10 protein-coding genes are annotated in these 13,511 nt (G+C 33.2%); 6 read left to right on the top strand and 4 right to left on the bottom strand.

Annotated features, from left to right (window positions below):
* Positions 1-88 precede the first annotated feature (88 nt).
* Complete coding sequence (locus tag AC23MC_RS04000; RefSeq protein WP_487566986.1) at positions 89-1,255, top strand: iron-containing alcohol dehydrogenase; 1,167 nt, start codon at positions 89-91, stop codon at positions 1,253-1,255.
* A 253-nt stretch (positions 1,256-1,508) separates the two neighbouring features.
* Here the strand turns inward: AC23MC_RS04000 and AC23MC_RS03995 are convergent, their stop codons facing one another.
* A complete protein-coding gene (locus AC23MC_RS03995) occupies positions 1,509-3,563 on the bottom strand; it encodes a M13 family metallopeptidase (RefSeq protein WP_487566987.1) in 2,055 nt (684 codons plus the stop codon).
* Positions 3,564-3,566: 3 nt separating this feature from the next.
* Positions 3,567-6,947, bottom strand: a complete 3,381-nt coding sequence (locus AC23MC_RS03990; RefSeq protein WP_487566988.1) for a T9SS type A sorting domain-containing protein — start codon at positions 6,945-6,947, stop codon at positions 3,567-3,569.
* A gap of 116 nt (positions 6,948-7,063) precedes the next feature.
* Here AC23MC_RS03990 and AC23MC_RS03985 point away from each other — a divergent pair, with 116 nt between their 5' ends.
* From AC23MC_RS03985 to AC23MC_RS03965, 5 genes are all read left to right on the top strand, one after another.
* Positions 7,064-7,735 carry an SCO family protein gene (locus AC23MC_RS03985; protein ID WP_487566989.1) on the top strand — a complete coding sequence of 224 codons (672 nt, stop codon included), beginning with the start codon at positions 7,064-7,066 and terminating at the stop codon, positions 7,733-7,735.
* Positions 7,736-7,811: 76 nt separating this feature from the next.
* Positions 7,812-8,045, top strand: a complete 234-nt coding sequence (locus AC23MC_RS03980; RefSeq protein WP_487566990.1) for a FeoA family protein — start codon at positions 7,812-7,814, stop codon at positions 8,043-8,045.
* An 8-nt stretch (positions 8,046-8,053) separates the two neighbouring features.
* Complete coding sequence (gene feoB / locus AC23MC_RS03975; protein ID WP_487566991.1) at positions 8,054-10,159, top strand: ferrous iron transport protein B; 2,106 nt, start codon at positions 8,054-8,056, stop codon at positions 10,157-10,159.
* A gap of 137 nt (positions 10,160-10,296) precedes the next feature.
* A complete protein-coding gene (locus AC23MC_RS03970; protein WP_487566992.1) occupies positions 10,297-10,482 on the top strand; it encodes a Thivi_2564 family membrane protein in 186 nt (61 codons plus the stop codon).
* 17 nt (positions 10,483-10,499) lie between these two features.
* On the top strand, positions 10,500-10,694 hold the full coding sequence (locus tag AC23MC_RS03965) for a hypothetical protein (RefSeq protein ID WP_487566993.1): 195 nt from the start codon (positions 10,500-10,502) through the stop codon (positions 10,692-10,694).
* A 99-nt stretch (positions 10,695-10,793) separates the two neighbouring features.
* Here the strand turns inward: AC23MC_RS03965 and AC23MC_RS03960 are convergent, their stop codons facing one another.
* Both AC23MC_RS03960 and AC23MC_RS03955 read right to left on the bottom strand, forming a co-directional pair.
* Positions 10,794-11,456, bottom strand: a complete 663-nt coding sequence (locus tag AC23MC_RS03960) for a response regulator (protein ID WP_487566994.1) — start codon at positions 11,454-11,456, stop codon at positions 10,794-10,796.
* Complete coding sequence (locus AC23MC_RS03955) at positions 11,428-13,461, bottom strand: ATP-binding protein (RefSeq protein WP_487566995.1); 2,034 nt, start codon at positions 13,459-13,461, stop codon at positions 11,428-11,430. The genes AC23MC_RS03960 and AC23MC_RS03955 overlap by 29 nt, the downstream gene beginning before the upstream one ends.
* Between the last annotated feature and the right edge of the window lie 50 nt (positions 13,462-13,511).

Genomic DNA, 13,511 nt, shown 5'->3' with positions numbered 1-13,511 from the left:
ACCATCTCTAAAAAACAACTTCGTGGACACTAAACAATTGATCCTTTTTCAGTAATTTTATATCGAACTCACGTTAAAAACAAAAAAAATGACAAATTTCGATTTATACAACCCAACCAATTACATTTTTGGAAAGGGTCAAATAGCAAAACTATCTGAATTAATTCCGGCAAACAGTAAAATTTTATTGGCTTACGGAGGCGGAAGTATATTTAAAAACGGAATCTACAATCAAGTAAAATCAGCACTTTCCGGATTTGAAATTGTTGAATTTGGTGGTATCGAACCTAATCCTCGTTTTGAAACGTTGATGAAAGCGGTAGAAATCATTCGCAACGAAAAAATCACTTTTATTTTGGCCGTTGGTGGCGGAAGTGTGATTGATGGTGTGAAATTCATTTCGGGAGCGGTGAATTTTGAAGGCGATGCAGTTGAAATTTTGAAAAAACGCGTTTTGTTTAAAGATGTTTCAAAAGTCATTCCGTTTGGAACTGTTTTAACCTTACCTGCAACAGGAAGCGAAATGAATTCCGGTGCGGTAGTAACTATCGAAACAACTCAGGAAAAATTAACCTTGGGCGGAAGTGCATTATTTCCTAAATTTTCGATTTGTGATCCAACTGTAGTGGCTTCTTTACCAAAAAGACAATTGGAAAATGGTGTGGTAGATGCTTTTACGCACGTAATGGAACAATACCTCACTTATCCACACGATGCTCTTTTACAAGACCGTTTTGCCGAAAGTATTTTGCAAACATTAATTGAAATTGGTCCCGATGTTGTAAAAAATCCATCCGATTATAAATTGGCTTCCAACTTTATGTGGTGTGCAACAATGGCTTTGAACGGATTAATTCAAAAAGGTGTTCCGAGTGATTGGGCAACACATATGATTGGTCACGAGTTAACCGCTTTATACGAAATTGATCACGCCAGAACGTTGGCAATCATTGGACCAAATTTATACCGCACGATGTTTGAGACAAAAAAAGAAAAATTAGCTCAATATGGAGAACGTGTTTGGAATGTAGAAGGAAACTCAATTGAAGAAAAAGCAACGCAAGCGATTGAAAAAACGGTTGAATTCCTTCATAAAATGGGAATGGAAACCAAACTTTCTAACTACACTTCTGATTATGAAAAAGCATCCGATTTTATCGTAAATCGTTTTGAAGAAAGAGGCTGGAAAGCAATGGGTGAAAAACAGAATATTACGTTGGAGAAAGTGAGACAAATTGTTGAGATGAGTTATTAAGAAGTGGCTGAGATGCTGAGATGCTGAGTTGCTGAGTAACTGAGAAAAATCAATACAAATTTCAGAATACTAGAAAAACTCAGATACTCAGAAAAAAATTCAAAAGGCGTTCCAGAAGTAATTTCCGGAACGCCTTTTTCAAAACACCAAAACAAAATTTAACTAACTCTAACTTGCCTAAAGGCAAATGATTGTTGAGTTACAACGTTAGAGTTTTGCTTTTATTGTATTGATTATTAATATTTTAACTTTTTTACCAAATTCGTACTCTTTTGTCTTCGGCAATGTACATTCCATCGCCTGGTTTGATGTTGAATGCTTCATAAAAAGCATCTACATTTTGAAGCGGAACATAGGCACGGTATTGTCCCGGAGAATGTGTATCGGTTTTTACTAGATTTTTAATGGCTTCGTCTCTAGCTTTGCTTCTCCAAATGGTTGCCCACGAAATAAAGAAACGTTGTTCTGGCGTAAAACCATCAATTAAACCAGGATTTCCACTTTCTTTTAAATGAATTTTCAGTCCATCTAAAGCGGCACTTACTCCTCCCAAATCACCAATATTTTCTCCTAAGGTAAATTTTCCATCTACAAAAATTCCCGGTAACGGTTCTAATTGCGAATATTGGTCTGCTAAAGCACCACCCAATTCTGTAAATTGTTTTAAATCTTCATCACTCCACCAGTTTACTAAATTTCCATCGGCGTTGTAACGTGAACCACTATCGTCAAAGCCGTGTGAAATTTCGTGACCAATTACGGCTCCAATTCCACCATAATTCACTGCTTCATCTGCTCTATAATCGTAGAAAGGCGGTTGAAGGATTGCTGCAGGAAAAACAATTTCATTAAACGAAGCATTATAATAAGCATTGACCGTTTGTGGCGACATTCCCCATTCTGTTTTATCGACCGGTTTTCCTAATTTGGCAAAATTCTCATCGTTACGCCATTTGGTTATTCTTTTTGAATTTTCAAAATAGGTTCCTCCGTCTTTTGGACTAACAATTGTGACTTTAGAATAATCTTTCCACTTATCAGGATAACCAATTTTTACATTGAACTTTCTCAATTTTGCTTTGGCATTATCCTTTGTAGATTGAGCCATCCATGGCAAATTGTTGATTCTGTTTTCGTAAGCTAAAAACAAATTATCAATCATTTTTTTTGCCTTTTCTTTCGCTTCTGCAGGGAACTTTTTTTCTACATAAATTTTCCCTAATGCTTCGCCAAAAGATCCATTAATAGTTTGTAAAGCTCTTTCATCAAAAGGTCTTTGTTTTACTGCTCCTGTTAATGTTTTTCCGAAAAACTCCCAGTTGGCATTTCCAATTTCGGTAGAAAGCATTCCGGCAGAACGATTTAATAGTGTCCAACGCATATAAGCTTTCCAATCTTCCACTTTATTTTCTTTGAAAATTGATTCTAAAGCGGTCATGTATTTTGGTTGCGAAACAATCAATGTGTCCACCACCGGCAAGCCAATTCCTTGCAAATATTCTGTCCAATTAACTGTTGGCGTTAATTTTTGAAGTTCTGCCACCGTCATTGGATTATAGGTTTTTCTTCTGTCTCTTCTTTCAACACGATCTAAACGGGGTGTTGCCATTGCGATTTCGAGAGCTAAAATTTTGTCGGCACTATTTTTTGCCTGAGTAGGCTTTTCACCTAAATAGCTCATCATTTTAATGATGTGAGCATTGTATTTTTCTCTTTTTTCTTTGCTATCGGTATCATTGGAAACATAATAATCACGATCTGGTAGGCCTAAACTACCTAAGCCAACATTTACTACATTGCGGTTACTGTTTTTTGAATCTGTTCCCACATTTACGCCAAAAAATCCGATTCCGCCTTGGGTTTCCATTTCGATTAAAAGTTTCTTTAAATCGGAAACATTTTTAACGGCATTTATCTTTTTCAAATAAGGTTCTAAAGGTTTGATTCCAAGTTTATTTCTGGAAATCGTATCCATAATTGAACGGTAAAGATTTAATGCTTTTCCTTGGTCGGTGTTGGCAGTATAAGCTGGATTTTGTAAGGCTTCATTAAGAATTACTTTCATGTCTTCGTCAGTTTTTTGACGAAGTTCATCAAAGCTTCCCCAGCGGGTTCTATCGGCTGGAATTTCATTTTTATCTAACCAATTTCCGTTTACAAATCTGAAAAAATCATCACTTGGTTTCACGGATTTATCCATGTGTTCCAAATTAATTCCAATTGTTTCTTTTTTAGTTTCCTGAGCAAATACGGCTGTAAAAGCAGAAATTGTCAAAACACATAAAAGATTTTTTTTAATAGTATTCATTTATTAATTTTTAATTATTCGTTTAACTGTTTGACCATTTTCGTTTGAAATTTTTATAAAGTAAATTCCACTTGAAACATGGGCTAAATTTAATTCTGTTTGATTTTCTGTTATTTTAGCATTATCAACTGAAACTATTTTTTTTCCGGTAACATCATATATTTCAATTTGTTGCGGTTTAAAATTTCCATACGATAATGTAAACAAACCTTTCGTTGGATTAGGGAAAACTGCGATAGAATTAGTTTCAAAATCTTGATTTGATAAGGTTCCGTCTATCACAAAATCATCAATTACGGCTCCTTCTTGTGTTACGGTATAATCAGAATGAAATACAAATCTGAACATTATATTGTTTTCATTACTAAATGAATTCAGCATATAACTGTATTCCAATAAATTTGTGTTAGTTCCTGTCCATTGAGCTCCGGGACAAATATCACAATCTCCGGCAGTTTCCGGATTTCTATCACTGTTGTACCAGTTTGCATCATTTGCAGTTCCTAAAACAGTCCAATTTTCGCCAAAATCAGTTGAATATTCAACATAGAGCACATCCCAATTTTCTTCAATATCAAACGCCATTTTAAAACGCATGATTGGGTTTGTAATTTGGGTTAAATCATAACATTGTGAATACAAAAATGCTTTCGTGTTGTCGCGATAATTTCCATTTAGATTTGTTCCGTAAGCTTTTGAACCTGATGCCGTTTGATTTAACAATAATCCTGATGGAGTTCCACGTTGCCAGCTGCTTATAGGTCCTTCCTGACTAGTTAATAAAGCAGATTCAATTGTTTCAAAATTGTTTACAACACCAACTTGACCGTTGTCGTTATTTAAAACTTGGATGTTTACTGAATTATTGTTTGAAAAGGCATCATTTGCCAAAACAACATTAGCTTGAATTGTTGAATTTCCTTTTATGATTGTGACATTTGGAATTTCTACAATTGTGCTGGTTTGTGAAGGTAAATTTCCATTCCAATTGTAAATAGCTTCAGTGCCATTTATAGAATAATTTATGGCAAAATCTGAAATAGTTGATGAACCGGTATTTTTTACTAAAAATGATAAACTATCCGCATTGCAGTTAATAATTAAAGAAGATGGATTTTCTATACTTACAAGAGCAATTTCATTATCTGCCGGTTGTAATGGAATTGGAGATTGCCAAACACCTCTTCCGTAGGTTGAAGCCACAATTTTTGCATCCAAAATATTAATTTCTAAATCGGTTACAGTAACATTTGGTAAATTGGTGTCATATGGAATCCATGCACTCAAAGAATCATCTCGGTAATAAACGCCTAAGCTAGTTCCCAAATAAATCGGATTTAATGGATGATTGGATTGATGTTTAATAACATTTTTTCCTATTTCCGGCAATCCTTCTGTAATACTTTCAAATGAAATTCCGCCATTAATCGACTTGAGAACGATTCCGCTTGTTCCGGCAGTGGAAATGTAAATTATACTATTGTTATGAACATTCACATCAATTGAGGTAATATCTGAAGGAAAAGAAGTAACATAACCAAATGAAACACCTCTATCTGTGCTTTTATACAAATCTTGACCATCAACAATATACATTATATCATCGTTGGAAGGATCAACCATTACTATTTCAATATTTCCATTAAAGAAAGAACTTGGGGAAACATTTTGCCATGAATTATTTACCAACTTATATAAACTTGAATAGCCTGCAAACAATTCTCCTACAGAATTAAAAACTAGCGGTGTAATCCAGTTACCATTTTCACCATCAGGAGAGCCAATTGCTCCTGAAAGTGAAGCTCCGGCATTGTTGGTGTAATACAAACCACCTCCATTTTGAATAAAGCCATAATATTTATTGCTATTGTTTGGGTCGATGGCTGTTTCCATACCATCTGCTCCGTAAAAGTTTTTCCATTGGTTGTTGCTAAAAGCATATCCGCCGTTATCCTGCAATCCTCCGGCTATTTTTGAACTGGATTGTTTGGAAACAGAAATTCGATAAAACTGACCAATTTGAGCGGTTGCGGTTAAATCGGTAAACGAAGCAGCATTATCAGTTGAAACATAAATTCCACCATCGCTTCCGCAATACAAAACACCATCATAAAAACGCAAAAAATGAATATCAGCATGCGTGTATGTAGCCTCGAATGGATTTGACCAATTGCTTATTTTAGAAAAATTATTTCCTCCATCTGATGATTTCCAAACATTTAAGACACCCGTGTAAACTTCTTCCGGATTAGTGTCTGAAACGGCTAACGCTAAATCAAACCAAGCTTGATTTGCTTCAAAAATATCAACTGTATTTTGTGTAATGGTAAAATTTAGTCCGGAATCTGTTGATTTATATAATCCTTGGTGACTCCAATTTGTTCTGGCACTCAATACATAAACATATTCAGGATTAGCTGGTGTAACATCAATAATTAAACGTCCTGAATTGGCCGGCATACCAGAAGATATTAGCGTAAAATTATTTCCGCCATTGGTTGAACGATAAAATCGGTTGTTCGTAACAGCATACACAATGTTAGGATTACCGGGTTTAAGTTTCAAATCTTTTACATTTCCGCTAAGGTTGTTTGACCAAGTTGTACCTCCATTTGATGTTTTATAAAGTCCGGCACTTGTTGCAACCCATAAGGTTAATGGATCATTAGGGTGCATAAAAATATCTGCTGCAACAGTTGATGTGTTGTTGAAAGTCAAACCGGTTGTATTCCACGTTTGGCCACCGTCTGTTGATTTTAAAACTCCAATTGAATAGGTATCACTGGCATCTTTATCTCCTGTTGCAATATAAATTATGTCAGAATTTGTATGGTCAATGGCAATTCCCGAAACCCCAATTTGTGGCAAATAATCTGATAACGGAATCCAATTTTGACCTGCATCTGTTGATTTCCATATTCCACCTGCCGGTGCACCAATATAAATTGTGTTGGCATTATTTGGATCAACCATAACCACATTAACTCTTCCTTGTCCGGAAGACCATGAACCAGTATTGATATGATTAAAAGGCCCTAAAGGTTCCCAATTGCTAACATCATTTAGCGTTTCGTCACGACTTAAAACTCTATTGCGTTTTTGATTCCAGGCTTCCCACATTTGAGCGGGTGTTATTAAGTTTCCGTTTTGGTCTACTTTGTTTCGCCAATGAGTTTCCCATCGCATAAATGGTTTGTAGCCACTTCCTTTTGTCTTGTGGTCTTTATCTTTCCAATAATTATCAAAAGCTATTTTGATTTCATCAATAGTTGCATCCTTTTTCTCATCTTTTTGCACATTTTCCATCCAAGGAGCGGTTGAATTAAATTGAGCAAAAACAAATGAAGATTGAATTATAAACAATACGAGTAGAATTTTTTTCATTTATGTTGAATTTTAATCAAAAATAGAAAAACGTTTTCAATTGATAACTATTAATTAACAGTTGTATAAGCAGAAGTTTTGACAATATCTTTTTTACCTTTGCAAAAATAAATGCAATGCTATCCTACATCAAACAATATAAATACAGAATTTTAGGTTTTATTCTTTTTTCAGCCATTTTTCTTTCAATTTCTATTTATTTGTTAACTCCCAATAAAAAACTTCCCGTTTTCAACCCTTCTGATGTGAATCCTGAGTTAGTTGACAGTACTGTTCAACATGTGAGCAAATACCACACAATTGCAGATTTTTCATTTACCAATCAAAACGGAGAAATAATATCCCAAAAAAATTACGAAGGAAAAATTTATGTAGCCGATTTTTTCTTTACAACATGTCCAACAATTTGTCCGATTATGCAAGACAATATGGTGGAAATTCAAAATGCATTTAAAGATGTTCCGGATGTGATGTTGTTATCTCACACCGTTATGCCACATATTGACAGCGTTCCGGTTCTAAAAAAATATGCAATTGAAAAAGGAGTGATTGATTCGAAATGGAATTTGGTCACCGGCGATAAAAAAGACATTTTCTATCTTGCTAGAAAATCGTATTTGGCTGTGAAAACAGAGACTGAAGGCGAATTGTATGACATGGTTCATACCGAAAATTTTATTTTGGTTGATAAAGAACGGAGGGTTCGCGGTTTTTATGACGGCACAAACAAAGAAGAAATTAAGCGGCTGACTGAAGACATTCGCTTTTTATTGAAAGAAAAAAATTAAAACTTTTCCGCTTTTTTGTCTATCAAAATTGATTAAAAAACCCTACTTTTGTATTTATATTAATTCTAAATAAGTTTTGCAAACAACCGTTGACAGACTAAAAAAAGGAGAAAAAGCTATTATTATAGCCTTTAATTTAGACACCATTCCCTTGAAATTAATCGAAATGGGCTGCATGGAAGGTCATTTGGTTGAGTTAGTACAAGCAGCACCTTTTGGAGACCCTTTATACCTTGACATGAACGGAACTCACTTGGCTATTCGAAAAGAAATGGCAAAAGAAATTATTGTAGAAATCATTCAAAATTAATTTATTGAATGAAAAACTCTACGTTAAAAGTTGCTTTAATTGGAAATCCGAATACCGGAAAAACCTCCTTATTTAATCAATTAACCGGTTTAAATCAACAAGTTGGAAATTATCCCGGCATTACGGTTGAACGTAAAGTTGGTTCTTGCGTTTTGCCAAAAAATCTAAAAGCAACCGTTCTTGATTTGCCCGGAACATATAGTTTGAACGCCAATTCACTCGATGAAAATTTAGTTATCGAATTGCTTTTAAATAAAAATGATAACGATTATCCGGATGTTGCCATTGTGGTTACAGAAGTTGAAAATTTAAAACGAAATCTACTCCTTTTTACACAAATAAAAGACTTAGAAATCCCAACAATCTTGGTGATCAACATGGCTGATCAGATGGAATTGAAAGGAATTTCGTTGGATATTCCAAAACTAGAAACTGTTCTTAAAACAAAAATTGCATTAATTAGTTCCAGAAAAGCAACAGGAATTACTGAGTTAAAAGAATTAATTGTTAATTACAGTCAATTATCAACCGAACCATGCTTGAATGCTTCAGAAATTGATTCAGAATACTTTAACAACTTGCGAAGAATTTATCCTAACCAACAACTGTATAAGCTTTGGCTGGTTATTTCACAAGATGTAAATTTTGGCGAACTTTCCAAAAATGTAATTCAAAACAATTCTTTCTCAAAATCGGATGAAGAATTAAAAAAACTTCAACATAAAGAAACCGTAAAACGATATCAATTTATAAATAACCTATTGAGGGAAGCTAAAAAAGTTGATATTTCTAAAGCCAAAGATTTACGTAGCAAATTAGATAAAATTTTGACTCATAAAATTGGAGGTTATGTAATTTTTTTGGGGATTTTATTTTTGATTTTTCAGTCGGTATTTGAATGGTCTAGTGTTCCAATGGATTTTATTGATGAATCGTTTGCCTCTCTCAGCACATGGATTAGCGAACATTTGCCAGCAGGAAAACTAAATGATCTAGTAGCTCAAGGAATTATTCCTGGTATTGGTGGCGTGGTCATCTTTATTCCGCAAATTGCCTTTTTATTTCTTTTTATATCGTTGTTGGAAGAAAGTGGTTATATGAGTCGAGTGGTTTTTTTGATGGATAAATCCATGCGTCGTTTTGGCCTTAGCGGAAAGAGTGTTGTGCCTTTGATTTCTGGAACAGCATGTGCCATTCCTGCTATCATGGCAACGCGAAATATTGAAAATTGGAAAGAGCGATTGATTACTATTTTAGTCACACCATTTACCACTTGTGCGGCTAGAATTCCGGTTTACACAATTTTGATTGCTTTGATCATACCCGACAAAAGAATTTTCGGTTTTTTGAACTTGCAGGGTTTAACATTAATGCTTTTATATGCACTTGGTTTCTTAATGGCTGTTGTTTCTGCCATGATTCTGAATAAAATATTAAAATTTAAATCAAAAAGTTTCTTTGTGGTAGAAATGCCCAATTACAAAATACCATACTATAAAAACGTGGGGTTGAATGTGATTGAAAAAACAAAAGCGTTTGTGTTTGGTGCCGGAAAAATCATCATTTCATTGTCAATAATTTTATGGTTTATGGCATCGTATGGACCAACGGATAATTTTGCAAATGCTGATAAAATTATTGCTTCCGAAAAACAAAATCAGTCGTTAGCGGAAGATGAAATGCAAGATAAAATTGCATCATATAAATTAGAAAACTCGTATATCGGAATCATCGGAAAATCAATTGAACCGGCAATTGAACCTTTGGGTTATGATTGGAAAATTGGAATTGGAATCGTAGCATCCTTTGCGGCCAGAGAAGTTTTTGTGGGAACTTTAGCCACTATTTACAGCGTTGGCAGTCACGATGATGAAGAAAATACAATCAAACAACGAATGAGAGCAGAAGTTCATCCTCAAACCGGTAAACCAATTTATACATTTGCTTCTGGAATTTCACTCTTGCTTTTCTACGCATTTGCCATGCAGTGCATGAGTACGTTGGCTATTGTTAAAAAAGAGACTAATTCTTGGAAATGGCCCATGATTCAACTTTTTGTAATGAGCGGATTTGCTTATTTAGTGGCCTTTATTGCCTTTCAGTTATTAGCGTAATATCTATTTTATTTTTCTTTTATCTTTTTTAGTTTTTAGTTCTGAACATGGGAATTATACAACGATTAAACATAGTTCTATAATAGCTCTAGCCAGTCTTGGCAATACCTTTGTTTCTAACTTTAAAATTATCAAACATGCCAATTCTAAACTTTTTAATCGTGTTAATTATCGTTGGATTTTTATTATGGGTTGTAAACACCTATGTTCCAATGGATAAGAAAATTAAGAGTATTTTTAATTTAGTTGTAGTGATTGCTGTAATTATTTGGTTACTCAAAGTATTTGGATTGTTTGATTCGTTGAGTAGTGTTACTGTTTAAAAATAAATCATAAAAAGATGAACTTAAAAAGAATTTTTGGTGCAATACTCTCAGTATTAGGGATAGCGGGACTAATTTATACCGCCTATTTAACAGTTTCGCTTGGCGAAAGCAATCAAACCATTAAAACACTGATTGTGTATGGTGTTTTAGGATTAGTTTTCTTCGTTTCAGGAATAGGACTGATTAAAACTACAAAAGATGAATCATAATTGATTTCATAAAATATATTTTTTGCCCTTAGTTTTAGTAAAGCTTTCGAATTTTTTTTGGAAGCTTTTTTTAAATAATTTCCACTATCTTTTCACTCATTATAATAAACCGATTCTTCTAGCTGCTTTCACAATAGCTTCATCGTCACCGTGTGGCACTCTTAATTTATCTTTTATTATTTTTTTTCTTGTGTTAATTGTACTTAAGCTAAGATCTAATGATTCAGGCAATGTTTTGGTTCTCAAGCCTTGCGAAAGCAATAATATTATTTTGCGATCGGTTTGATCAAAATCATTCAAATACTTTTTAATGGTTTCAAAACCTTGATTTGCAACTTGACTATAATAATGATGTCCTTCTACAATTTTTTGAAAAGCATCTTGCATACTTCTGTAATCCAAATCACTTTTGACCAAAATTCCTTCCGGTTGAAGTCTGTTTTTTAATTCATACAATAAAATCGGTTCATCGTGTGAAGTTAGAATAACTATTTTTAAATCAGGATTAGTAGCTTTAAGTAAAACGGCCAAATCTTCACCATTTTCAACATCTTTTTGAAGAAATGGAGGCATATTTCTGTCGATGAAACAAATGGAATATTCGGCTAATTCTGCTTTGTTTTGAGATAAATTATACCCTTCTTCCAGTGATATTATCGTTCTGGCAGACAAAGTAATTCCTAACTTATTTTGGGCTAAAGTTGTTTTATAACCTTCTAAAATAAGCGGATGATCATCTATCATCAATATTTTGATATTCATAGTGAAATGGTATTTTACAAAAAATTTGTGTCCCTTTTTGATTGATTGATTTTATTTTAACAAAGCCATCCATAGCAGAAACTCTTTGTTTGATGTTTTCTAAACCGATGCCTTTTGTTTTGGCTTCCGAATTAAAGCCAATTCCATCGTCTTGAATACAAAGTTCAATAATCTTTTTATTAAGTTGGATAGAAATCGAAATGTTTTTTGCTTGAGCATATTTCTGACTGTTGTAAACCGACTCTTGAATGATTCTGAAAAAATTAATTTTTAAGGATTGAGGCAGACTTTCCCATTCAATTTCTGAATCAATCTCTAATTTATAGTTGATTTTTGAAATGATTTTTTGATCCTCAATAAAATCATTTAATAACATCAAGAAACTTTCTCTTTTTATAAATACATTGTTTTTAAGATCGTGTGCAATGTTTCTAATTTCTTTTTCCACGGTTTTAATTTGATCAACTTGGTCAAGGAATTTTTCGTTTTTTTCAGAATCTTCCTCTGTTTGATAACCATATAAATTAAATCGAATTCCCGCTAACATACTCAAAGTTCCATCGTGAAGTTCGAGTGAAATTCTGTTTTTTTCTAAAGCTCTTCCTTCTTCCACTTTATGATGCTGATCGATCATCAATTGATATACTTCTTCATTGCTTTTTTGCTGTTCTTGAATCAATAATAATTCTTTTTGCTTAGCCTTCTGACGGAAAATAATATAGGTCAAAATGAGAAGCAAAATTATTGAAATTGAAGTTAGTACAATAAACTGTTGCTGTTTTGCCAACACTTCTTTTTCATGAATTATTTCGTCTGTTTCATATTCAATTCGTGTAAATTTATTCCTAATTGCCCGTTCAGATTCCATCAAACTATCACTTAGTTTAATGTAGTTTTCTTTATAAAACAATTTATTTTTTGGTTCTGCTTCTGCTAAAAAATTTAAAAGTAATAACTCGTCACGATGACTTTTGATGTCTTGAGCTATTTCTTTTGCTTTCAAAAAATAAGAAACGCTCTTAGCTGTATCTTTTTGACTTAAAAAATACTCTCCTTTTCGGGTATTACTAACAATTACACCTAATTTATTATCTAAACTATCTCTAATTTTTAACGGAATATCAAACTCATCTTCTCTAACATTTTGATTGGATTTGAATTTGTAATAGGTAAGATTATCCATTAAAACCGCATACAAAAGGATACTTTCATTTTTTAAATTTGTGGAATTTGTGGCTTCTTCTAAAAGTGAAATTGCTTTTGAATTGTTTTCTAACCGATGGTAGCAAACCGCCATATTATTTTTGGTTTGGGCAATTAAAATAGAATATTGAGCATCATTTTTTAAATTATCCAATTGATCATGAGCTTGCTTATGATAATCTAACGCTAAATCAAAGTTTTTTATGTCGTTATTAACTATCCCTAAATTATTTAAACAATCGTAAATTAATCTTTCGTTGCCTGATTGTTTTGCTAGCTCAAGTGCTTTGATAGTTTGAATTTCACTTTCTACTAAACTGTTTTCAAAACGCAATAAATAGGCTTTGTTTAGAATGGTTCGCCCTCTTTTTTCAAAATTATTTTTTTTGAGAAAATGTAGTGATTTATTGTAAAAAACATAGGCTGTATCGTTGTAAGATTTACCTCTGTAATAATCGGCAATGTCATTATAGATGATTCCTAAACGGGAACTGTCTTTTGCTTGTAGTGATAATTCTAAATTTAATCTACATACTTTGATATAATCTTCCTGAAGACCAAAATTATAATATTGATCAGATAATTTAAGTAAATAACGTCGCTTGAGCGAATCATTGGGTTTGTCCGCCAGTAGCCTAAAAGTCTGATCTAATGAACTATTTACCTCATCAGAATAATTGCTTTTACTTTCTGCAGAAGTGATTAAACTGTCTATCCGACCATAACTGTGTGAATAGTTTTCTTTTTTGTTACAGGCATATAAAAAAAGTAGCATTACACTTATCGTGAGATACTTTGTCATAATTTTTAGTTGAATTGTAACAAAGGTACTTTTTTAAACAAAAAAAAGTA

This window comes from Flavobacterium sp. T50_26 (assembly GCF_057652995.1).
Note: the sequence above shows the minus strand (reverse complement) of the source record. Positions and strands in the feature narration are given on the sequence as shown.

Coding starts and splice junctions, on each gene's coding strand:
- AC23MC_RS03995 (WP_487566987.1), bottom strand. CDS start 3,563: ATGAATACTATTAAAAAAAATCTTTTATGTGTTTTGACAATTTCTGCT.
- AC23MC_RS03965 (WP_487566993.1), top strand. CDS start 10,500: ATGAACTTAAAAAGAATTTTTGGTGCAATACTCTCAGTATTAGGGATA.
- feoB (WP_487566991.1), top strand. CDS start 8,054: ATGAAAAACTCTACGTTAAAAGTTGCTTTAATTGGAAATCCGAATACC.
- AC23MC_RS03970 (WP_487566992.1), top strand. CDS start 10,297: ATGCCAATTCTAAACTTTTTAATCGTGTTAATTATCGTTGGATTTTTA.
- AC23MC_RS03960 (WP_487566994.1), bottom strand. CDS start 11,456: ATGAATATCAAAATATTGATGATAGATGATCATCCGCTTATTTTAGAA.
- AC23MC_RS03990 (WP_487566988.1), bottom strand. CDS start 6,947: ATGAAAAAAATTCTACTCGTATTGTTTATAATTCAATCTTCATTTGTT.
- AC23MC_RS03955 (WP_487566995.1), bottom strand. CDS start 13,461: ATGACAAAGTATCTCACGATAAGTGTAATGCTACTTTTTTTATATGCC.
- AC23MC_RS04000 (WP_487566986.1), top strand. CDS start 89: ATGACAAATTTCGATTTATACAACCCAACCAATTACATTTTTGGAAAG.
- AC23MC_RS03985 (WP_487566989.1), top strand. CDS start 7,064: ATGCTATCCTACATCAAACAATATAAATACAGAATTTTAGGTTTTATT.